Origin of the sequence: Bartonella sp. AC535YNZD (genome assembly GCF_042196625.1) — a bacterium.
GTDB lineage: Bacteria > Pseudomonadota > Alphaproteobacteria > Rhizobiales > Rhizobiaceae > Bartonella.
This window is the reverse complement of sequence record NZ_JBHIQP010000001.1, coordinates 241,105-261,064: the sequence shown is the minus strand read 5'-3', so window position 1 is coordinate 261,064 and position 19,960 is coordinate 241,105. Positions and strand designations below refer to the sequence as shown.

Here is a 19,960-nt window from a genome sequence, read left to right as displayed (position 1 = left end):
CATTAAATTCATTGGCACCACCATCTTTATGCTTTTAAAGGAGCAAACCGGCACCATTACACACTTTGCTAATTCCCAATGTTGAAACAAGCTCTTGGCACTTAAAACGGTTTGTAAAAAGCATTTTAGTCTTACTTGTACAATTTCACCCACGCAGCGATCCCCGCTTGTAACGTGCAAGCAAATGGTTTTAATTTATTCAACATGGAACAGCTTTGAAATGAGAAAATCTTACGGTATTCAGGGCTCTAATTTGACTTGAAAACACTAAATTATCATTATAAATCAAATTGTTACGATAAAAAATTTAATACCCATCAATCTGAAAACAGATTGTTTTCTCTCTAAATGCGCTTCATCTGCAAATAACTTCATGTGATTCATTTCACAGACCGATTGGCCAAATTCTTGGTTCTAAAATATTCTGCTCAACTCTATATTTATTCAAGCTAATTGAAATCAAAATCCCTGTTAAGAAAAAAACCAAAATCAGACAGAGGCAATATCGCATTTTAAAATATGTGAATGTATCTTATAACAGCACGACAAGACAATATTTCACAGCATAAAAGAATAAAAAGAGAGGTACATTTCATGTTAACTTACTCAAACGAAGGTTGAGACCAGTAACGATGTGCAAACAATCCAACTTCCTTGAGAAAATTCCTCTTGGCTTCCCACTTCATATGATTTACTTACATAAAGCTCTATGAAAAAACTCTGCGCTTTAAAATATTGACTACTCACTTAAAAACCTTATGTGCAAAGTTTTTGCATATCCTGTATCACCATTATTAAGTGATAGTGTTTACGGTGCTGTAGGATACAATAACACTCACTGCATTAGAGAAACTGAAGTTTTATCAATATCGCGATTAAAAACGTAACGTTTTCCGTAAACCTCAACAGTTGGAGGTTGACGATTTTTTTCAAAAAAATCATAACCTTTCTTAAGCATAACCCAGAATTGATAATGAGGATTCTTGCTATGACGTGACATATTATCCTCGGTCATGCGGAAAGGAAAAGCCTGCAACTGAAACTCTCTTTGTCCTCCTTTAAAAGCATCCCGTGCAAACGCATAAATCTGAGCCATGTTCTTATCACTCATAGAATAACAACCTGCGGAAAAGCAAGAACCATGCACCATAAGATTGCTTCCTGTGCGACCATTTTCCTGATCATACAGGTTAGGAAATCCTATATTAAAAGAGAGATAATATTTTGAATAAGGATTCATTTGGTTTGCGCTAATAGTATAAAAACCCTCTGGTGTCTGAAGATCCCCTTCTTTATATTTAGGTCCAAGCTTACCAGACCATTTGCAAATGCCATAGCGAGCAACCAATATAAAAGGTCCTGAACGAGATTGCTTCCAAACTTCAGCAAGATTTTCTTCCTTAAAAAACCGCATCATAATCGGTGCATAGGGATCTATATCATACAGAACCATTCTATTTTTGATTTCTTGCGGCAATGGCTGCTCAACTTTAGCGCGAATAGAGGCTGGTAATCTTCCTTCACATGCTGTCAATAGTCCCATTACAAACAACACACACACAGCGAGGAATCTGCTAAATGTCATCGAATAAAACTCCAATCCAACACCCCTCACAAAAAATAACCTATGTTAGAGATCGACCAATTTGAAGGTATTTTTCCCTTCTCTCTTGTTTAAGCACTTGACCATCTTTTCCAGCCATAGCTTTTAAAGCCTCTGAAATAACATCACCCGTTGCATCAATGACAATCTCTTTGTCACGATGCGCTCCCCCTAAAGGTTCCGAAATAATGCCATCAATAATCTTTAAGCGATACAAATCTTGAGCGGTAATACGCATATTCATTGCAGCATCTTTTGCACGAGCTGGATCACGCCATAAGATAGAAGCTGCTCCTTCTGGTGAAATAACAGAGTAAATTGCGTGCTCCAACATATAAACTTTGTTGGCAGCCGCGATTGCTATCGCCCCTCCAGAACCGCCTTCTCCAATAACAACGGAAACCACAGGAACTTTCAAACGCAAAGTTGTAGCTGTTGATTGAGCAATTGCTTCCGCTTGCCCACGTTCTTCAGCGCTTACCCCAGGATAAGCACCTGCTGTATCAATAAAAGTGAGGAGTGGCAAACCAAAGCGGTCAGCCATTTCCATAATACGTACAGCTTTACGATAGCCTTCTGGACGTGCAGAACCAAAATTATAGCGCAAACGTGTTTGCGTATCGTGACCTTTCTCTTGACCGATATAAGCAATGGCCTCACCTTTAAAGCGTGCAAACCCCGCTTGAATAGCCTCATCTTCAGCAAACTTGCGATCTCCGGCCAAAGGCGTAACGTCACTCAATAGGCGTTTAGAATAGTCCATAAAATGGGGACGATCCGGATGACGAGCAACTTGTGTTTTCTGCCACGGCGATAATTTTTTATAAATATCGCGCAACGCTGTTTGGGAACGCGTTTCAAGACGAGCAATCTCGTCACTCATATCAAGACTGCCTTTTTCCTGAGAAATTTTTTTTAATTCAAGAATTTTCCCATCAAGATCAGCAACTGGTTTTTCAAAATCAAGATAATTATACATTTGTGTCAACTCATTCAGTGTCACTTATACACTTATAATTTGCTTTATAAAGTCTTTTTCAAAAACATCACCTTTTCTTTAACGAGCCTTTTGCTCATCGGCAAGTGGATGATGCTCATTGACTAAACGATAAAGTCCCTCTTCCAACACATGGGTATAAATCTGAGTAGTAGCAATATCAGAGTGACCTAACAAATGTTGAACAGCACGCAAATCAGCACCATTTTGCAAAAGATGACTAGCAAAAGCATGACGCAACACATGGGGAGAAAAGCTATCACTTCCTATCCCTGCTCTTCTAGCGAGATTTTTCAACTCCCGTGCAACGACTTGACGAGCAATATATCCTGTCTCGGAATGCGCCGGAAAAAGATAAGAACTCGTAGCATCCTTTCCCTGATCACGCAAATTTAACCACTGTGAAAGAACTTGGCATGCTTTTTTTGATAACAGCACCATTCGTTCTTTTTTGCCCTTACCACGAACCAAAACGCTGTACTCTTTCCTTCGAACAGACTGAACCGACAGACTCACCAACTCACTAATACGTAACCCTGTTGCATAAAGCATTTCAATCAATAGCTGAAGACGCAGTGCACGGAAATAACCTTTGGACCCATAGTCTGCTTGATTGACTTCTAACTCCGCAAAATCAAGCAATTTTATCACTGCATCTTCACTCATGATTTTGGGCAAAGGACGCCCCTGACGAGGTGCATCAATATCATGAGAGGGATCATCTGCTCTCAACCCTTCAGCATAAAGGAATTGATAAAACTGACGCAAAGTCGATAAACGGCGCGCTTGCGACGATGCCGCAAAACCAAAAGTATGCATAAGCGACAAAAGGGTAATTAAATCTTCTTTTTGTGCTGAAAAAAGCGAAACAGAGTGTGAAGACAATTCGTCTTGTGCCCACTGCAAATCATGCTGATAAGCCGCAAGCGTATGAGGCGAAGCCCCTCTCTCCGCACTCATCATCTCAAGAAAATGATCTATCACAGCATCACTTTTCATTTCATTGATTCGCTCCCGTAGAAAGATTCCATGAATCCAAAGGAACATCAATGTACATATCCACAGTTACTGGTTCAACCCAAACCACAAGAGCACCCATTATAATGAAAAGAACAGAAAGCAAAATGAAAAGAATCATCAAAAATCTAGTCAATGTTGGCATAAGACAATAACCTACCCAAAAATATTCTATCTCGTATTATGCCTCACAAAGATTAACAGGAATTGACTTTAAGATGGATAAATGCCGAAATAAAGTTATGAAAAGCAATCGACAAAAACGCGTCCCCATAACACAAATAAAGAATCAGCTCTTATCGTCCCTTGATAAAAGAGCACTTGTCCTTGTTGGTCTTATGGGGGCAGGAAAATCAGTGATCGGAAAACGCGTCGCCACCATGCTTCGTTTACCTTTTTATGATTCTGACCAAGAAATTGAAAAAGCTGCACAAATGACAATCACGGAACTCTTTGAAATTTATGGTGAATCCGAATTTCGTGCTCTTGAACAGCGTGTTATTCTAAACCTCATGAAAAAAAGTCCCCTTGTTTTAGCAACAGGTGGTGGTGCCTACATAAATGAAAATATCCGAAAAGCCATTCACCAAAATGGTATATCCATATGGCTAAAAGTCGATCTTGATATCCTCATGCAACGTGTCTCAAAACACCCAACACGTCCCCTGCTTCAAACAGCCAATCCTAAAGAAACTATGCAAAAACTCATGGAACAGCGTTATCCTATCTATGCAAAGGCAAACTTAACAATTAACAGTCATAAAGAAAGCCGTCATACTGTAGCACAAAATGTTATACGATCCGTACAGCACTACCTATACACAGAAATTAACAATAGGGATAACCAGCATGCAAACCAAAACCGTCACTGTTAAACTGGACAAACACTGTTACGATATCATCATTGGTCCGGGTCTGATTACACAAGCTGCTTCACAGATTAAACATGCTCTTAACAAAAAAGATCCTCATCAAACGCGCTTGGCACTTGTTACAGATACAAATGTTGCCTCCCTTTATTTGGAGATATTGCAAGCAGAATTAACAAAAAATAAAATTCATACTGTCCCTATTATTGTAGAAGCGGGAGAACAATCAAAATCATTTTCAACCCTGCAAGTTGTCATCGATCAAATTCTTGCTGCGCGTTTAGAAAGAGGCGACTGTGTTATTGCTTTTGGCGGTGGTGTCATTGGCGATCTAGCAGGATTTGCAGCAAGTATAATCCGCCGTGGTATGAACTTCATTCAAATGCCCACAACGCTTCTTGCACAAATTGATTCCTCTGTTGGTGGAAAAACTGGAATCAATAACCAATATGGCAAAAATCTTATCGGTGCTTTTTATCAACCACAATGCGTTATTGCTGACACGTGTCTTCTTGATACCCTGCCGCCGCGCGAATTTCGCGCTGGCTACGCAGAAATAGTAAAATACGGTCTCATTAACCAACCTGACTTTTTTGAGTGGCTTGAAAAAAATGGGCAGAAAATTTTCTCTAATGGCCCTATGCGAACAGAGGCCATTGTTCGCTCATGCCAATTTAAAGCTGACATTGTAGCACGCGATGAATACGAAACCGGAGAGCGCGCACTCTTAAATCTCGGCCATACATTTGGACACATGCTTGAAACAGCAACCGCTTATGACTCTAACCGTTTAATCCATGGCGAAAGTGTAGCAATTGGGATGATTCTAGCTCATCAATTTTCTGCTCAATTAAATTTAATAAGCCCCACGCTTACACAACGCATTGAAGCGCACTTCAAATTTATAGGATTGCCTACACAATTAAAGGATATCCCAGGGCCTCTACCAGATGCTGAAACTTTAATGACTCTCATTGCCCAAGATAAAAAAGTTTCGCAAAACAATTTGACTTTCATCTTAACACGCGGACTTGGCCAATCATTTATTGCAAAAAATATTTCACCAGATGCAGTTTTATCCTTTTTGGAACAAAAATTAACAGAAATTCGTTAATTCATATTGAATATAATTGATTCGTTTTTATACTTCTATTAAAGATTAAATATGATGATGTCTGCGTAGCTCAGTAGGATAGAGCACAGGATTCCTAAAGAAATTGGGCACTTTGAGGAGAAATCCTCAAAGTGAATCTGCTCAAATTCGGGGAAAGCTTCATGGGCGACTATATGCCAATCCCGAGCCAAGTCTCTTTTCAAATGAGAGAAAGGTGTAGAGACTGAACGGGCAGCACCTAAAGAGCAAAAGCTTCAAGGTGAAGAGACAGTCCAGACCACAAACAGCCAATAAGGCTGGCGGTGAAAATCGAAGTGGTATGAATCCTGGGGTCGCAGGTTCGAATCCTGCCGTAGACACCATCGTATCAGTCAAATTATTCTTTGTGCACAATATTAGGAATATAGGGAAGCATCATGAAAAAAACTTTGCACATTTTAGGATTTTTCACCGCTTTAAGTTTATCACTCTTCAGCTCAAACAATAGCTTAGCTGGTTCTTTAATCATTGAAGTACCAGACAATCCAGAGCCCAAAACAGAGACCATTACCTATCAATGTGATACTGGAACAGGTAAAGAGCGCGTAGAGGCAGTCTATCTTAATGCTGACAATATTTCGTTGGTTGATTTCAAATGGAACGGTGACCGTGTCATTGCTGCTAATGTCATCGCGGCAACAGGAGCAAAATTTGCAGGAGCTCAGTATATCTGGTGGGAGAAGAACAAAGAAGTCACGCTTTATGACCTTGCTCAGGATCCAGAAGAAAAAAAACCTATCCTCTGTAAAGATGAGTCAACATTATTATTTTAAATAATACGGGAAATATTATGAAAAAAATTTCTTTTACTAAACAATTTTTCATTACTTTAAGTGTTTTACTCCTCGGTTCAATTAATGCATTAGCAAGTTCTTTAGTCATTGAAGTACCAGATGATCCAGAACCAACAACAGAGACCGTCTCCTATCAATGCGACATGGGAACAAGTAAAGAGCATGTTGAGGCAACTTATCATAATGCTGGCAATATTGCGCTTGTTGATTTAAAATGGAACGGTAAGCGCATCGTTGGTTCTAATGTAATTGCCGCTTCTGGAGGAAAATATGTGGGTGGTCAATACATTTGGTGGATAACTAAAAATGAAGCCATATTTTACGATCTTATTAATGATCCAAAAGAAGAAAAACCCATCCACTGTGTAGAAGAAAAAAGCACAGAATAAAGAAGATTTCAAGAACCGCGCTGGCTCTCATCTCTTGATGTTCCTTCTGACGTGGGTAACTTTTCCTCCGTCTGGTGTAATAAAAGAGCCAGCGGTTTTTCTGACTGTTCTTCTGAATGATGTCGATAAGCTGCTGTATGTGAAAGCAACATAGAAGCTACCGGTGCTGTTAAAAACAAAAAAAACATCAGCAAAACTTCATGAAAAACAAAATAATGGTCCACAAATATTGAATAAAGAAATGAAGAAATAAGAATACTACCAACGCCCCAACTCGTACATACTGAAAGCATATGCAAACGCTTATAAAAATTGGAAAAACGCACCAAACCTATCGTTGCGATCAATGTCAATCCAGACCCTAATATTAAGAAAACTGTGATAGCAATAGCAACCACAAGCGATATATCATCTTTCATTCAATAATCTCCCCCCGCATAAGAAATTTCGCCAAAGCGATGCTTGAGACAGATCCCAACAATCCAATAATGAGAGCTGCGACAAAATAAGTGGTTGTTCCTGAACGAATATCGAATGTAAGAAACAAAAGAATAGTGGTTATATAAAGGGCATCCAAACCAACAATTCTATCCTGCGCCCGTGGACCACGAATCAACCGAAACAGCGCAAAAATCACCGCTAAACTTAAAAAAAACTGTGAAAAGAAAAGCCCCCAATAAAGAATCACCATACTCATAAAAAAATCTCCAAAAGCAATTGCTCATACCGTTGTTTGATCAACTGTTTGTAATCATATCCATTTTTTAAATTTAAGACATGAAGCAAAAGTTCACCCTTTTTACTATTATAGGCAACCCAAGCAGTTCCAGGGGTTGCCGAAAGGATGCATGCTAAAATAGCCAAAGCAGTGCGATTATGAAGCAGAAGAGGTACTACAATAAAACCAGATTTCTGCTCTCGAGACCTTTTTGTTAAAACAGACCAAGCCACCGAAACATTTGAGAATATAGAATCTATAAATACTCGAAAAACGAGACGAAAAACCGCACTCCAGCTTTTAATAACAGCCTTCTCCAGCTCCAGAAGCCGTATCATCCAACCACAAAACAAAGCGGTTAAAATCCCTAAAAGCAATTGCCCTAAACTAAAACCATTTAAAATAAGCCACATAAGGACAATGACACCACTGAAAAAAGGGGAAGGACAAAAACGATTCATTTACTCACCTCCCTATTTTCGAGAGAAAAATCCGTTAAAACGCTCCTAATATAGTTTTGAGGTTCATACAAAGTCTTAGCAGTTTCAGACATATAATGACTAACAGGACTGGCTACAATTGTTATAAGAAAACACAAAGCAAGGAGAGCGGCAATAGGCGCAAATTCTATCACTTGCACACGGGGAATACGCCCTTCAAGAGAAACCCAAAAAGTTCGGATACCCGTTCGTGTCAATGCAATCAAAGCCGCAAAACCAGAGAGAGTGACAAAAACTATAAAAAGCCAATCTTGGTAAACCGGTAGAGAGGCAGAAAAATCCTCTCTACTGTGATTTAAAATTGCCATGAACATCATAAATTTAGCAACAAAACCAGAAAAAGGCGGCAATCCAATAATCAAAATGGCACAGATACCAAAACAAGCTCCAAGAATTGCCAAGGTTACTGGAAAATAGATGCCAACTTCATCTTCTTCCTCCTCTTCATCGTCACCATACACCTCCATTGTGACAGCAAGAACATTAGCAGCCACATCTTGACAGCGTTCAACCAACTCTACCAAAAGAAAAAAAGCTCCCAGTGCTAAAGTTGAAGAAACAATATAAAAAAGTGCGCCTGCTGTCAGTGCTGCATTGCCTATCCCGATCGCAGCCAACAATGTACCAGAAGAAACAAGCACACTATAAGCTGCCAAACGCACCAAAACTTGGCTCGCCAATACCCCAATAAAACCAACAATCATAGTGGCAAGCCCACCATAAAACAAAACCGTATGACCAAAATGGTTAAAATATTCACTTTCAGGACCAAACCATAGCAACGTTAAACGTAAGATAATATAAATACCAACCTTGCTCAAAATTGCAAAAGAAGCTCCAACAGGCGCTGCTGCTGCACTGTAAGTTGGCACCAACCAAAAATTAAGCGGCCACATACCCGCTTTAAGCAAAAAAGCAATACCTAAAAGTGCAACACCTATTTCGAATAAAACAATATCTGTAGAAGATATATATTTTATTTTAACAGCCAAATCGGCCATATTAAGAGTACCAACGACTCCATAAATGAGCGCTATACCAACTAAAAAAAATAATGAAGCAACAAGATTAACCACAACATAATGCAATCCTGCGCGCACGCGTGTCTGACCAGAACCATGCAAAGCAAGCCCATAGGAAGCCGTTAACATAACTTCAAAAAACACAAATAAATTAAATAAATCGCCAGTCAAAAAAGCACCATTTATCCCCACCATAAAAAATTGCATTAGTGACTGAAAATGAGAGCCAGCTTTGTACCAATGAGCCCGCGCAAAAACCAACACGCTAGTCACCAACAAGCTGGAAAGTAAAAGCATCATAGCGCTTAAGCGATCAAGGACTAAAACAATTCCAAAAGAAGACGGCCAATTACCAAGTCGATAAACATCGCAAGCCGGTGCTATTTCAAGAGTATGTATAATCAATAAAATGGCAGTAACAACCAACAGTCCCGCAGAAGAAAGACTGATGAATGATTTAAGTTTTGCACGACGTTCATCATAAAAAAGAAGAAGTGCTCCAGTGGTTAACGGCAAAAGAATAGGCAAAATAAGGAGATGATGCACTCCTATTTCCATTATTGCACCTCACGTCCATCAACGTGATCAGAACCCGTTAAACCACGTGAAACCAACAAGATAACTAAAAATAAAGCTGTTGTTGCAAAACCAATCACAATCGCAGTTAAAACCAAGGCTTGTGGAAGAGGATCGACATAATTAGCTGGATTAATAACAGTGGTAGAATCAACAATTGGAGCAGCATTACTACGCGGTCTACTCATTGAAAATATAAAAAGATTAACACCATAGGAGATCAAGGACAAACCAAGAATGACTTGAAAAGTACGTGGACGCAAAACAAGCCAAATACCTGATCCGACAAAAACACCGATACCCAAAGAAAGAACAATTTCCATTAATTTTCCTTCTCTTTTAAAATAGGTTTCTTACCGATTCGGTAACTCCGAATTGACTGGTGTGCAAGTGCAATTAAAATGAGAACAGTTGCTCCTAACACAAGAGAAAGCACACCAAAATCAAACAAAAAAGCAGATGCCATGGGAACTTTCCCAATTAACGGAAGATGAATATATCGAAAAAAGGATGTTAAAAAAGGATATCCAAAAAACCAAGAGCCCATCCCCGTTACGACTGACAATAATAAACCAAAGCCTATCCAACGCAAAGGTAAAACTCTCAAATGCGTTTCCACCCACCGAATATCGCGTGCAAGATATTGTAAAATAAATCCTATAGCCAAAGTAATACCACCGACAAATCCACCTCCTGGCAGATCATGCCCTCGCATGAATAAATAAATAGCAAAAGCGATAATAATCGGAAAGAGCCAACCCATAATAACAGCAGGAACAGCTAAATAATTCAATACTGTATCTCCCACATTTCGATTAGGCTGTGCTATATCAAAGGCTTTCTGGATACGTTGTTGAAAAGGCGCATCAATACTCTCAGGCGCAGGACGAAAACGTCGTAAGAGTGCAAAAACAGTAAGGGAAACAACACCCAAAACCACAATTTCTCCCATGGTATCAAAACCACGGAAATCAACCAATAACACATTCACAACATTGCGACCACCAGCATCTGAGTAAGCATGTGTTAGAAAAAAATCAGAAATCGTCGTACCTTGAGGACGTGTCATCACTGCAAAAGAAAGCCATGCTACACCAGCACCTCCTACAAGGGATATGATGAAATCACGGAAACGACGCAAGCGAACCCAAAAATGAACAGCAGCTGGCCCAGGGTCATGCAAACGTTTAGGCAACCACCGTAAACCAAGCAATAATAAAACGACTGTAACAACCTCAACAACCAATTGTGTTATTGCTAAATCAGGAGCAGAAAGCCATAAAAAGGTTGTACAAGTCATCAAACCAGCTCCCCCTAAAAGCATAAGTGAAGCAAGACGATGAAACTTTGCTCGCCAAGCCACTAAAAGCGCACATAATCCGCCAACCAGCCAAAGAGCGAGAAAAGGAATATCAAGTGGAAAAAGCGGTAATGTCCCCACTGGAATGAAACCATCGCACCAAAGTAAAAGACCAACAAAGGCAAAACAGACCCAAAAAATCCAATGCAATTGGATCTGCAAACGGCGTGTTGACAAAGCAGACTCCACCGCACGTGCCCATTTCCAAGAAATAATTACGAGAATGCGTTCAAAAATACGCGGCCCTTTTAAGTGACGGAAAAAAGGAGCCCCATCATCACAGGATAAAAAATAACGATGCCCAACAGCATAGAGCAATCCGCCCCCTAATAATGCAACAAAGCTCATCACTAATGGAGTGTTAAACCCATGCCAAACAGCCAAACTATAAGGAATTGTCATTGGTCCTAAAACAGACACGACCGCATTATCTAAAATAGGTCCTATTGTTAAATTAGGAAAAATACCAACCGCTAAACAAATAAACACCAAAAGCTCCATTGGTAAACGCATGAAATGCGGTGGTTCATGGGGAGTCTTGGGCAAATTGTCAGGCTTTGATCCTAAAAAAACGCCATGAATAAAGCGTATAGAATAGGTCACACTAAACAGACTGGCCAGCGTTGCCACATAAGGTGCAATCCAATCGAGCCATGATTCCATATGCGTTTCAACAGCTTCAGCAAAAAACATCTCTTTCGATAAAAAACCATTCAACAAAGGAACCCCAGCCATCGCTGCACTCGCAACTAAAGCAAGAGTTGCTGTAATAGGCATAGAACGATAAAGCCCTGACAGTTTACGCATATCACGTGTTCCCGTCTCGTGATCAATAATGCCAGCAGCCATAAATAAAGAAGCTTTAAAAGTAGCATGATTGGCCATATGAAAGATCGCCGCAACACATGCAAGTGGACTACCAAGACTTAAAAGTGTTGTAATTAATCCAAGATGACTAATAGTCGAGTAAGCAAGCAGTCCTTTCAAGTCTTGCTGAAACATGGAAAAATAGGCACCTAGAAGAAGAGTTGAGAGTCCTGAAAAGCCAACCAGCCAAAACCAAGATTCTGTTCCAGAGAGCACAGGCCATAAACGAACGAGCAAAAACAATCCCGCTTTTACCATTGTTGCAGAATGCAAATAAGCCGATACGGGGGTTGGAGCAGCCATCGCGTTGGGTAGCCAAAAATGAAAAGGAAATTGCGCGCTTTTTGTTAACCCTCCCAATAAAATACAAATAAGGATAGGACTATAAAGAGAACTTAACCGGATCATATCTCCAGACTGTAGCACCTTATCCAAATCAAAACTGCCAACAGTATACCCAATCAATAAAACTCCAATAAAAAGAGCAAAGCCGCCAAAACCTGTGATCGTTAGAGCCATACGCGCACCCTCACGCGCACTTGCATTATGGTACCAATAGCCGATCAGCAAAAAAGAAAAAATACTGGTGAGTTCCCAGAAAACAACCAAAAAGACGAGATTACCTGATAAAACTATTCCTATCATTGATCCCATAAAGGCCAAAAAAAAGGAAAAAAAACGCGGTACAGAATCCGCTGGATCTATGTAATAACGTGAATAAATGACAACAAGCAGCCCAATCCCTGTAATAAGCAAGCAAAAAAGCCACGACAAACCATCTATGCGGAGAATCAAATTGCTTCCCCATTCTGGAAGCCAAGAAATATCTAAACGCACTATGTGGTTTCCACGAACTTCCGGATAAAGCATTATTGTAAAAATAAGACAGAAAAGTGCGACAACCCCAGCAAACCAAGCTTCATTATTTTTTGCTGTCGAACGAAAAAAGCCAATGACAGCACTTCCACCAAAGGGAAGCAAAACGAGCAATACCAACATTGCTTCCCGTGTTGTCATTCTTTAAACTCCATTTTACCTTAATATTTTGTCATCGACAAAACAAAAACTTATATTCTCACCCCCCATTCTACACTTAATGATAATAAGATTTAATAAAACTTAAAAGCATTTAAATTTAAAAAAAACAATGCTTGCATGAAAATACTGCGCACCACACAAGTCTTCTCTTTATTGTAAGAACAATAACGCTCACGACAAGAAGCAATTAAAATTTTATTTAATTTCTAATCCTTTAAAAAAGCGTGATAGACACTGCCTACGCCCCCCATGAAAAGGCTGAAAACTATTATCATTTTTATTATAAGAGCGATAACGTACACGGCAAGATTCAATGTGTTGTTTAAGCATCCATGGCTCTTTTTTTTCTAATTTTTCCGAAGAAGACGTTAAAAACACTTTTTTAGCATCTGATACAACTTTTAATGATGCGCCTTTTGTGCTTAAGTGTGGTGATGTAACAAATGCCACTTCAGGATACCACCAATTATCACTGTATTTACGATAACCACGCCGATAATGACGATAACCTTTGAAACCATTAAGCTCTCTACGCCCCGTAAAAATCAGAGGCACCGAACTATCTAGGACAGAAGTCTGAGTAACCAATTTGGCTTTAGCGTCACTTCTATTTTGCCCCCAATTAACAAAAGTGGTTGTTATAATGAAAAAACTGCTAACAAATACAAAAGCTAAAGCATAATATAATTTTTTTTTCATACTCATAAAAAAAACTCAACATAATAAACAACAGTAATTACAGAAAGCCTTTCTCTTGCTAGACAGAAACAGATTCTTTTCTTAAGATTCTTTTTTCTTGAGACATTCTGTTACTCTTTGTACTAAACGTTGATCTTGGCAATAAGATCCTTCAAAAAAGAATGAATAAATGATGATAAAAACCCCCTATTATCTTATAGACAAATCGAAACTCATCAAAAATATGCAAACAATTTCTCGTTTACGGGAAATGTCCAGAGCTAAAATTTTACTTGCTTTAAAATGTTTTGCCACATGGAGTGTTTTTGATTTAATGTCTGAGTTCATGGATGGAACCACATCATCATCCCTTTATGAACTACGTTTAGGAAGAGAAAAATTTGGCAAAGAAACCCATGCTTATTCAGTGGCTTGGGCAGATAATGAAATTGATGAAGCCTGTGGTTATGCAGATAAAATCATCTTTAATTCCATCCAACAGCTCCAACGCTTTTCTGATGCAACAAAAACCATTCAAAGAGGTTTAAGGTTAAACCCAGGAATCAGTGCATCAAATTTTGATCTTGCCAACCCCTCTCGCCCTTTTAGCCGCTTAGGAGAAACAAACCAAAGCGCTATTAAAGAAGTTCTGCCTCTTATCAACGGATTGATGATCCATAACAATTGTGAAAATGCTGACTTTAATCTTTTTAACCAAATGCTTGGGTATATGGAAGAAAAATTTGCAGAACTTTTTTCTGCTGTTGACTGGATAAGCCTTGGCGGCGGAATCCATTTTACGGCTGAGAATTACCCTCTAGAAGCTTTCGCAAAACGCTTAAAACAATTTTCTGAAACCCATGGTGTCACTCTTTTTCTAGAACCAGGAGAAGCTGCTATTACCCAAAGTACCACATTAGAAGTCAGTGTTCTTGACACATTGTATAATGAAAAGAATCTAGCCATCGTTGATAGCTCAATTGAAGCACATATGCTCGATCTTCTCATTTATCGTGAAAATGCTAAATTAGAACCCAATCAAGGACCACACGAAATTATGATTTGTGGAAAATCTTGTCTTGCCGGCGATATTTTTGGAACATTTCAATTTCAAAAACCTCTTAAAATAGGCGATAGACTGTCTTTTCAGGATGCAGCAGGGTATACAATGGTCAAGAAAAACTGGTTTAATGGCGTTACAATGCCTGCTATTGTTCTCAAAGAGTGCGATGGTACATTAATACTTCAACGCCAATTCAGCTATAACGACTATCAGGAAAGCCTTTCATAAAGACCAACCATAAAAACGTCATACAACAGTATTAAAAAGGGAGATGGACCTACAATGAAAAAAAATGTTCTCATTATTGGTGCTGGAGGTGTTGCACAAGTTGTTGCACACAAATGTGCTCAAAACAATGATATTCTTGGTGAAATTCATATTGCTTCACGAACACTCAAAAAATGTGAAGCCATCATTTCTTCTATTAAAGAAAAAAACACAATGAAAGAGCAAGGTGTTTTCAAAAGCCATTCGCTCAATGCCATGAATGTAGAAGAAACTATAAAGCTCATCCAAAAGACCAAATGCGAAATTGTCATTAATGTTGGTTCTGCTTTTCTTAATATGTCTGTTCTTTCAGCTTGTATTGAAACCAAATGCGCTTATATCGATACCGCAATTCATGAAGACCCATTGAAAATTTGTGAAACACCTCCTTGGTATGGAAATTATGAATGGCCTCGGCGTCCAGAATGTGAAAAAGCTGGTATAACCGCTATTTTAGGAGCAGGTTTTGACCCAGGTGTAGTGAATGCTTATGCAGCATTAGCGCGCGATGATTATTTTGATAAAATCACAGATATTGATATTATTGATATTAATGCCGGAAATCATGGACGTTGGTTTGCTACAAATTTTGATCCAGAAATTAACTTCCGTGAATTTACAGGACAAGTATGGTCGTGGCAAAATAAAAAATGGACTTCCAATAAAATGTTTGAAGTCAGCCATGAATGGGATCTTCCCGTTGTGGGAAAACAAAAAGCCTATATGACAGGACATGATGAAATTCATTCACTTTCCAAAAATCTTGATGTAGAGAATGTCCGTTTCTGGATGGGATTTGGTGATCGTTATATCACTGTTTTTACGGTTCTAAAAAATCTTGGTCTCTTATCTGAACAGCCCATTAAGACAGCAGAAGGACAAGAAGTCGTTCCCTTGAAAGTCGTAAAGGCCGTCTTACCCGACCCTTCCTCTCTCGCCCCAGACTACACAGGAAAAACCTGTATTGGAGATCTTATTAAAGGCGAAAAAGATGGAAAACCGAGAGAAATTTTTATCTATAATATAGCCGATCACAAACAAGCTTTTCATGAAACTGGGGCACAAGGCATTTCCTATACGGCTGGCGTACCAGCAGCCGCAACAGCTCTTCTTATTGCCACAGGTGAATGGGATGTTAAAACTATGGTCAATGTGGAAGAGTTACCACCCCACCCTTTCCTTAAATATCTTGATCATATGGGGCTTCCCACTTTTATAAGAGAACAACAAGAGGATAAAAAATTACAATTTTAATACCTATAGAAAGCATATGCTTAATTTTTTAAGTTATCATAAAACTGCCCAATGAAAACAAACTTAATATTCTCGTGTAATTATGGTTTTCAAAAAAATTTTAGCTATTCGTTATGTTTTGGCAACATTGCGATTTCTTAACAACCGTAAAGAAGAGACATAGCATCTTTTTAAGACATAGCGAGCAATGATCAAGAAAAACAGAGAAGAAAAAACTAATTTAATCACACTGTATAACTTGTCATTATCATCAAAAAGATAGTGTCATAAACAAAAGATATAAAAATACCGCTCTTTTAAAGAAGAGCGGTATTTTGTAGAATATTCAATTCCTCCCTTCTTCATCTTAAATGACAAAGATCCTTAACCTATACCAATCATTAAACAATTCAATTTCTTCGGGTGAATGAATTCCTCTTGGCTTCCCTTTTCATATGATTCATCATCATATATAACATGTTGATTCATAACGCTGAATACTGTAAAATTCTCTTAATCACAAACTCTCTCACATTGAAGCAATTAAAATCTTTTGTCTGCGCATCACAAACAAAGCGAGCGTGTGAGGTAAAATGATAAAAGAACAGAATAAAAATTCTCTTATGAAAACTCTCAAATAATAAAAAGCTTTAGCAATATTGAGAACTGAAAAAGTGTATTATCAATGTCAGCGTGTATTTTTACTAAACATAAAGATGATGGTGCACAATAGGTCTTATAACAGTTTGAATGAATTTCATATATTTCAAGAGAAACTTTACAGCTATACCATTCACGAGCACCATTGCGAAGTAGATTTGGGCATTTTGAGAGATGTTTTCTTAACACAAAGCACGCAGATAGGCTCAGAATCCTATCTTAAATATTTTATAACAGTATAAAAACTACCCCATATATAAAACTTTACATAGACTAAACACCACCGCTCTAAACGATAGTGCACAACAGAATAATCAATCAAAACTGCACAACAGATATCTAAAACAGTAATTATCGAAAAGCATACAACAAACGGAACACTTCAATACAATTGGTTATATTCTTTTTTAAAGTTTTAAAATGTTGTTGCATGCTTCACAAATATTTTCTGCCCCCCGTACCTTTTAAAATTTACTTTTTAAAAGCTTTTTAAATATGAAGTGGTTTAGCAAATGTTGCCAAAGCTGCCTCACGCACAGCTTCTGATAAGGTAGGATGTGCATGGCAACAACGTCCCAGATCTTCTGATGAACCACCAAATTCCATTAAAACTGCAATTTCATGGATCATTTCACCAGCACCAAATCCAAGAATATGCCCCCCTAATACCCGATCTGTTTTTTTATCAGAAAGGATTTTAACAAACCCATCACTCTTTTGCATTGCACGTGCACGACCATTGGCCATAAAAGGAAATTTGCCAACATTATATTCAATGCCAGCAGTTTTTAGCTCTTCTTCTGTCCTTCCTACACTCGCAATTTCCGGCTGTGTATAAACAACACTAGGAATAACATCAAAATTAACATGCCCTTTTTGACCTGCCAAAATTTCTGCCACAGCAACGCCTTCTTCCTCTGCTTTATGTGCTAGCATTGGTCCTTTTACAACATCACCAATCGCATAAATTCCTGGAACATTCGTCTGCCAATGAGCATCAATTGCAATAAATCCGCGTTCATCTAACTGAATACCGGCTTCTCTCAAGCCAAGCCCCTCTGTATAAGGAGAACGTCCAGTAGCAATAAGCACAACATCAGCCTCTAAAGTTTCAGATTCACCACCTTTGACAGATTCAAAGCTCACCTGAGCAGTTGAGCCAGATTGTGTAACAGCTGTTACCTTTGCACCCGTTTTATATTCAATCCCCTGTTTTTCCATTAACTTCTGAAATTGCCGTGAAACTTCACCATCCATTGAGCCCAAAACTTTATTAAGATACTCAATAATGGTCACCTTAGCACCTAAACGGCTCCAAACTGATCCAAGTTCTGAACCAATGACACCAGCACCCACGACAATCATATGCGTTGGTACTTTTTCAAGTGAAAGAGCTCCCGTAGAAGAAACAATAGTCTTTTCATCAATTTCAACATTCACTCCTGGAATGCCTGAACTCTCTGAACCGGTAGCAATAATAATATTTTTTGTTTCAATTGTTTGTTTATTACCATCTCTGGCAACAACTTCCACATGACCCGCACTCAAAATTTTGGCTGTCCCAAAAAAAGTATCAACTTTATTTTTTTTCATCAAAAAAGAAACACCACTCGTATTGGCCGTCACCACAGCTTTCTTATGAACCATCATTTGTTCAAGATTAAGCTTAGATTTACCAATAGAAATACCAAGCGTTTCAAAACCATGCTGGGTTTCAGCAAACACTTCTGAAGCATGCAACAACGCTTTAGAAGGAATACAACCAACGTTGAGACATGTTCCTCCTAATGTTGTACGCTTTTCAATAATTGCTACTTTAAGTCCCAGTTGCGCCGCCTTTATTGCTGCTACATAACCACCTGGACCCGCTCCGATCACAGCCACATCATAAGACATCCGTTTCTCCTTTCATCCTGAAAACTGTATTTTACAAATCAAGAACAAGGCGTTCCGGATCTTCTAAGCTTTCCTTAACACGCACAAGGAAAGTCACAGCTTCTTGCCCATCCACAATACGGTGATCATAAGAAAGCGCTAAATACATCATGGGGCGGATCACAACTTGACCCTCAACAACCATTGCTCGCTCTTTAATCGCATGCATTCCCAAAATACCAGATTGTGGTGCATTCAAAATCGGTGTTGACATCAACGATCCATACACACCACCATTGGTAATAGTAAAAGTTCCGCCCTGCATATCAGAAACGGCTAATTTTCCATCACGCGCAAGACGCCCCAAACGACCAATCTCTTTTTCAATCTCTGCCAATGACATTTTATCTGCATCTCGCACCACTGGAACAACAAGTCCTTTATCCGTTCCAACAGCAATTCCAACATTGACATAGTTTTTGTAAACAATATCTGTCCCATCAATCTCTGCATTAACAGCAGGAAGTTCTTTTAATGCATGACAAACAGCCTTAGTAAAAAACCCCATAAAACCAAGCTTAACACCATGTTTCTTTTCAAAAAGATCCTTATACCGCTTGCGCAAATCCATCACCGCTGACATATCAACCTCATTAAATGTGGTTAACATTGCTGCTACATTTTGTGCATCTTTAAGACGGCGAGCAATTGTTTGACGCAATTTCGTCATACGAACCCGCTCTTCACGTGTTTCTTGGACAGGAGTTGCCGAAGAACTCGTCGCAGAAGAAGAGGGTGTAGGAGCATTTGTACTTTGTTTTAATCCACCAAGAACATCTTCTTTAAGAATTTGTCCACGTTTTCCAGAACCTGAAATATCGCTTTTTGCAACATTATTTTCAGCCATCAATTTTGCTGCTGAAGGAGAAGGAGGCATTGCACTGCTCAAAGCAGGCTTCTCCGATTCAGATGAAGCCGCTGGAACAAGTGTAGCAGAAGGTGAAAGTGATTGGGAGATACCAGCTTCTCCAGCTTTCACCACTCCTAAAAGAGCATTTACTTCAACCGTATCGCCTTCTTTTGCAATGATTTCAGATAATTTCCCAGCAACAGGAGAAGGAACTTCAACGGTTACCTTATCAGTTTCTAATTCAACCAAAGGCTCATCCATAGCGACAGCTTCGCCAAGTTTTTTAAACCATTTGCCAACCGTTGCTTCGGTAACCGATTCGCCCAAAGTAGGAACACGAATTTCAGTAGTCATAATATTTTTCCATACAT

General features: G+C 38.9%; 18 protein-coding genes. 6 read left to right on the top strand and 12 right to left on the bottom strand.

Annotated elements, in window-relative coordinates; genetic code table 11:
* Positions 1–835: 835 nt before the first annotated feature.
* From ACFIM8_RS00950 to ACFIM8_RS00940, 3 genes are all read right to left on the bottom strand, one after another.
* Positions 836–1,585, bottom strand: a complete 750-nt coding sequence (locus ACFIM8_RS00950; protein WP_375606062.1) for a L,D-transpeptidase family protein — start codon at positions 1,583–1,585, stop codon at positions 836–838.
* 40 nt (positions 1,586–1,625) lie between these two features.
* On the bottom strand, positions 1,626–2,582 hold the full coding sequence (locus tag ACFIM8_RS00945) for an acetyl-CoA carboxylase carboxyltransferase subunit alpha (RefSeq protein ID WP_375606222.1): 957 nt from the start codon (positions 2,580–2,582) through the stop codon (positions 1,626–1,628).
* 78 nt (positions 2,583–2,660) lie between these two features.
* Positions 2,661–3,599, bottom strand: a complete 939-nt coding sequence (locus tag ACFIM8_RS00940) for a site-specific tyrosine recombinase XerD (protein WP_375606063.1) — start codon at positions 3,597–3,599, stop codon at positions 2,661–2,663.
* A 260-nt stretch (positions 3,600–3,859) separates the two neighbouring features.
* Here ACFIM8_RS00940 and ACFIM8_RS00935 point away from each other — a divergent pair, with 260 nt between their 5' ends.
* The 4 genes from ACFIM8_RS00935 to ACFIM8_RS00920 all read left to right on the top strand — a co-directional run bounded on the left by ACFIM8_RS00935 (position 3,860) and on the right by ACFIM8_RS00920 (position 6,822).
* The gene (locus ACFIM8_RS00935) at positions 3,860–4,492 is read left to right on the top strand and encodes a shikimate kinase (RefSeq protein ID WP_375606223.1); all 633 of its coding nucleotides are present in this window, start codon (positions 3,860–3,862) and stop codon (positions 4,490–4,492) included.
* A complete protein-coding gene (gene aroB / locus ACFIM8_RS00930; protein ID WP_375606064.1) occupies positions 4,467–5,600 on the top strand; it encodes a 3-dehydroquinate synthase in 1,134 nt (377 codons plus the stop codon). The genes ACFIM8_RS00935 and aroB overlap by 26 nt, the downstream gene beginning before the upstream one ends.
* Positions 5,601–6,016: 416 nt before the next feature.
* The gene (locus tag ACFIM8_RS00925; RefSeq protein ID WP_375606065.1) at positions 6,017–6,412 is read left to right on the top strand and encodes an MliC family protein; all 396 of its coding nucleotides are present in this window, start codon (positions 6,017–6,019) and stop codon (positions 6,410–6,412) included.
* 17 nt (positions 6,413–6,429) lie between these two features.
* A complete protein-coding gene (locus tag ACFIM8_RS00920) occupies positions 6,430–6,822 on the top strand; it encodes an MliC family protein (RefSeq protein WP_375606066.1) in 393 nt (130 codons plus the stop codon).
* Between the two features lie 8 nt (positions 6,823–6,830).
* Here ACFIM8_RS00920 and mnhG read toward each other — a convergent pair whose 3' ends face one another.
* The 7 genes from mnhG to ACFIM8_RS00885 all read right to left on the bottom strand — a co-directional run bounded on the left by mnhG (position 6,831) and on the right by ACFIM8_RS00885 (position 13,608).
* Positions 6,831–7,241 (bottom strand): monovalent cation/H(+) antiporter subunit G, encoded by a 411-nt coding sequence (gene mnhG, locus ACFIM8_RS00915; RefSeq protein ID WP_375614351.1) that lies wholly within the window; start codon positions 7,239–7,241, stop codon positions 6,831–6,833.
* The gene (locus tag ACFIM8_RS00910; protein WP_375606068.1) at positions 7,238–7,519 is read right to left on the bottom strand and encodes a K+/H+ antiporter subunit F; all 282 of its coding nucleotides are present in this window, start codon (positions 7,517–7,519) and stop codon (positions 7,238–7,240) included. Before ACFIM8_RS00910 ends, mnhG begins: the two co-directional genes overlap by 4 nt.
* The gene (locus tag ACFIM8_RS00905) at positions 7,516–8,001 is read right to left on the bottom strand and encodes a Na+/H+ antiporter subunit E (RefSeq protein WP_375606069.1); all 486 of its coding nucleotides are present in this window, start codon (positions 7,999–8,001) and stop codon (positions 7,516–7,518) included. Before ACFIM8_RS00905 ends, ACFIM8_RS00910 begins: the two co-directional genes overlap by 4 nt.
* Positions 7,998–9,620 carry a monovalent cation/H+ antiporter subunit D gene (locus ACFIM8_RS00900; RefSeq protein ID WP_375606070.1) on the bottom strand — a complete coding sequence of 541 codons (1,623 nt, stop codon included), beginning with the start codon at positions 9,618–9,620 and terminating at the stop codon, positions 7,998–8,000. Before ACFIM8_RS00900 ends, ACFIM8_RS00905 begins: the two co-directional genes overlap by 4 nt.
* Positions 9,620–9,961 (bottom strand): Na+/H+ antiporter subunit C, encoded by a 342-nt coding sequence (locus ACFIM8_RS00895; protein WP_375606071.1) that lies wholly within the window; start codon positions 9,959–9,961, stop codon positions 9,620–9,622. Before ACFIM8_RS00895 ends, ACFIM8_RS00900 begins: the two co-directional genes overlap by 1 nt.
* Complete coding sequence (locus ACFIM8_RS00890) at positions 9,961–12,882, bottom strand: monovalent cation/H+ antiporter subunit A (protein ID WP_375609970.1); 2,922 nt, start codon at positions 12,880–12,882, stop codon at positions 9,961–9,963. Before ACFIM8_RS00890 ends, ACFIM8_RS00895 begins: the two co-directional genes overlap by 1 nt.
* 216 nt (positions 12,883–13,098) lie before the next feature.
* The gene (locus tag ACFIM8_RS00885; RefSeq protein ID WP_375614350.1) at positions 13,099–13,608 is read right to left on the bottom strand and encodes a BA14K family protein; all 510 of its coding nucleotides are present in this window, start codon (positions 13,606–13,608) and stop codon (positions 13,099–13,101) included.
* Positions 13,609–13,774: 166 nt separating this feature from the next.
* On the opposite strand from ACFIM8_RS00885, the gene ACFIM8_RS00880 reads away from it, so the two are divergent.
* Positions 13,775–14,872 carry a carboxynorspermidine decarboxylase gene (locus ACFIM8_RS00880; RefSeq protein ID WP_375606224.1) on the top strand — a complete coding sequence of 366 codons (1,098 nt, stop codon included), beginning with the start codon at positions 13,775–13,777 and terminating at the stop codon, positions 14,870–14,872.
* 54 nt (positions 14,873–14,926) lie between these two features.
* A complete protein-coding gene (locus ACFIM8_RS00875) occupies positions 14,927–16,165 on the top strand; it encodes a saccharopine dehydrogenase NADP-binding domain-containing protein (protein ID WP_375606074.1) in 1,239 nt (412 codons plus the stop codon).
* 1,128 nt (positions 16,166–17,293) lie between these two features.
* On the opposite strand, the gene lpdA is transcribed toward ACFIM8_RS00875, so the two are convergent.
* Together lpdA and odhB are read right to left on the bottom strand one after the other, a co-directional pair.
* A complete protein-coding gene (gene lpdA / locus ACFIM8_RS00870; RefSeq protein WP_375614349.1) occupies positions 17,294–18,700 on the bottom strand; it encodes a dihydrolipoyl dehydrogenase in 1,407 nt (468 codons plus the stop codon).
* Between the two features lie 31 nt (positions 18,701–18,731).
* Positions 18,732–19,943: a 2-oxoglutarate dehydrogenase complex dihydrolipoyllysine-residue succinyltransferase gene (odhB, locus tag ACFIM8_RS00865; RefSeq protein WP_375614348.1), complete on the bottom strand. Its 1,212-nt coding sequence runs from the start codon at positions 19,941–19,943 to the stop codon at positions 18,732–18,734.
* Positions 19,944–19,960: the final 17 nt, after the last annotated feature.

Bases quoted from the DNA above. Each gene is read 5' to 3' on its own strand.
- ACFIM8_RS00895 (WP_375606071.1), bottom strand. From the start codon at position 9,961: ATGGAAATTGTTCTTTCTTTGGGTATCGGTGTTTTTGTCGGATCAGGT.
- ACFIM8_RS00910 (WP_375606068.1), bottom strand. From the start codon at position 7,519: ATGAGTATGGTGATTCTTTATTGGGGGCTTTTCTTTTCACAGTTTTTT.
- ACFIM8_RS00880 (WP_375606224.1), top strand. From the start codon at position 13,775: ATGATAAAAACCCCCTATTATCTTATAGACAAATCGAAACTCATCAAA.
- aroB (WP_375606064.1), top strand. From the start codon at position 4,467: ATGCAAACCAAAACCGTCACTGTTAAACTGGACAAACACTGTTACGAT.
- ACFIM8_RS00920 (WP_375606066.1), top strand. From the start codon at position 6,430: ATGAAAAAAATTTCTTTTACTAAACAATTTTTCATTACTTTAAGTGTT.
- ACFIM8_RS00950 (WP_375606062.1), bottom strand. From the start codon at position 1,585: ATGACATTTAGCAGATTCCTCGCTGTGTGTGTGTTGTTTGTAATGGGA.
- ACFIM8_RS00885 (WP_375614350.1), bottom strand. From the start codon at position 13,608: ATGAGTATGAAAAAAAAATTATATTATGCTTTAGCTTTTGTATTTGTT.
- ACFIM8_RS00935 (WP_375606223.1), top strand. From the start codon at position 3,860: ATGAAAAGCAATCGACAAAAACGCGTCCCCATAACACAAATAAAGAAT.
- ACFIM8_RS00900 (WP_375606070.1), bottom strand. From the start codon at position 9,620: ATGGAAATAGGAGTGCATCATCTCCTTATTTTGCCTATTCTTTTGCCG.
- ACFIM8_RS00875 (WP_375606074.1), top strand. From the start codon at position 14,927: ATGAAAAAAAATGTTCTCATTATTGGTGCTGGAGGTGTTGCACAAGTT.
- ACFIM8_RS00940 (WP_375606063.1), bottom strand. From the start codon at position 3,599: ATGAAAAGTGATGCTGTGATAGATCATTTTCTTGAGATGATGAGTGCG.
- ACFIM8_RS00945 (WP_375606222.1), bottom strand. From the start codon at position 2,582: ATGTATAATTATCTTGATTTTGAAAAACCAGTTGCTGATCTTGATGGG.
- ACFIM8_RS00890 (WP_375609970.1), bottom strand. From the start codon at position 12,882: ATGACAACACGGGAAGCAATGTTGGTATTGCTCGTTTTGCTTCCCTTT.
- lpdA (WP_375614349.1), bottom strand. From the start codon at position 18,700: ATGTCTTATGATGTGGCTGTGATCGGAGCGGGTCCAGGTGGTTATGTA.
- odhB (WP_375614348.1), bottom strand. From the start codon at position 19,943: ATGACTACTGAAATTCGTGTTCCTACTTTGGGCGAATCGGTTACCGAA.
- ACFIM8_RS00905 (WP_375606069.1), bottom strand. From the start codon at position 8,001: ATGAATCGTTTTTGTCCTTCCCCTTTTTTCAGTGGTGTCATTGTCCTT.
- mnhG (WP_375614351.1), bottom strand. From the start codon at position 7,241: ATGAAAGATGATATATCGCTTGTGGTTGCTATTGCTATCACAGTTTTC.
- ACFIM8_RS00925 (WP_375606065.1), top strand. From the start codon at position 6,017: ATGAAAAAAACTTTGCACATTTTAGGATTTTTCACCGCTTTAAGTTTA.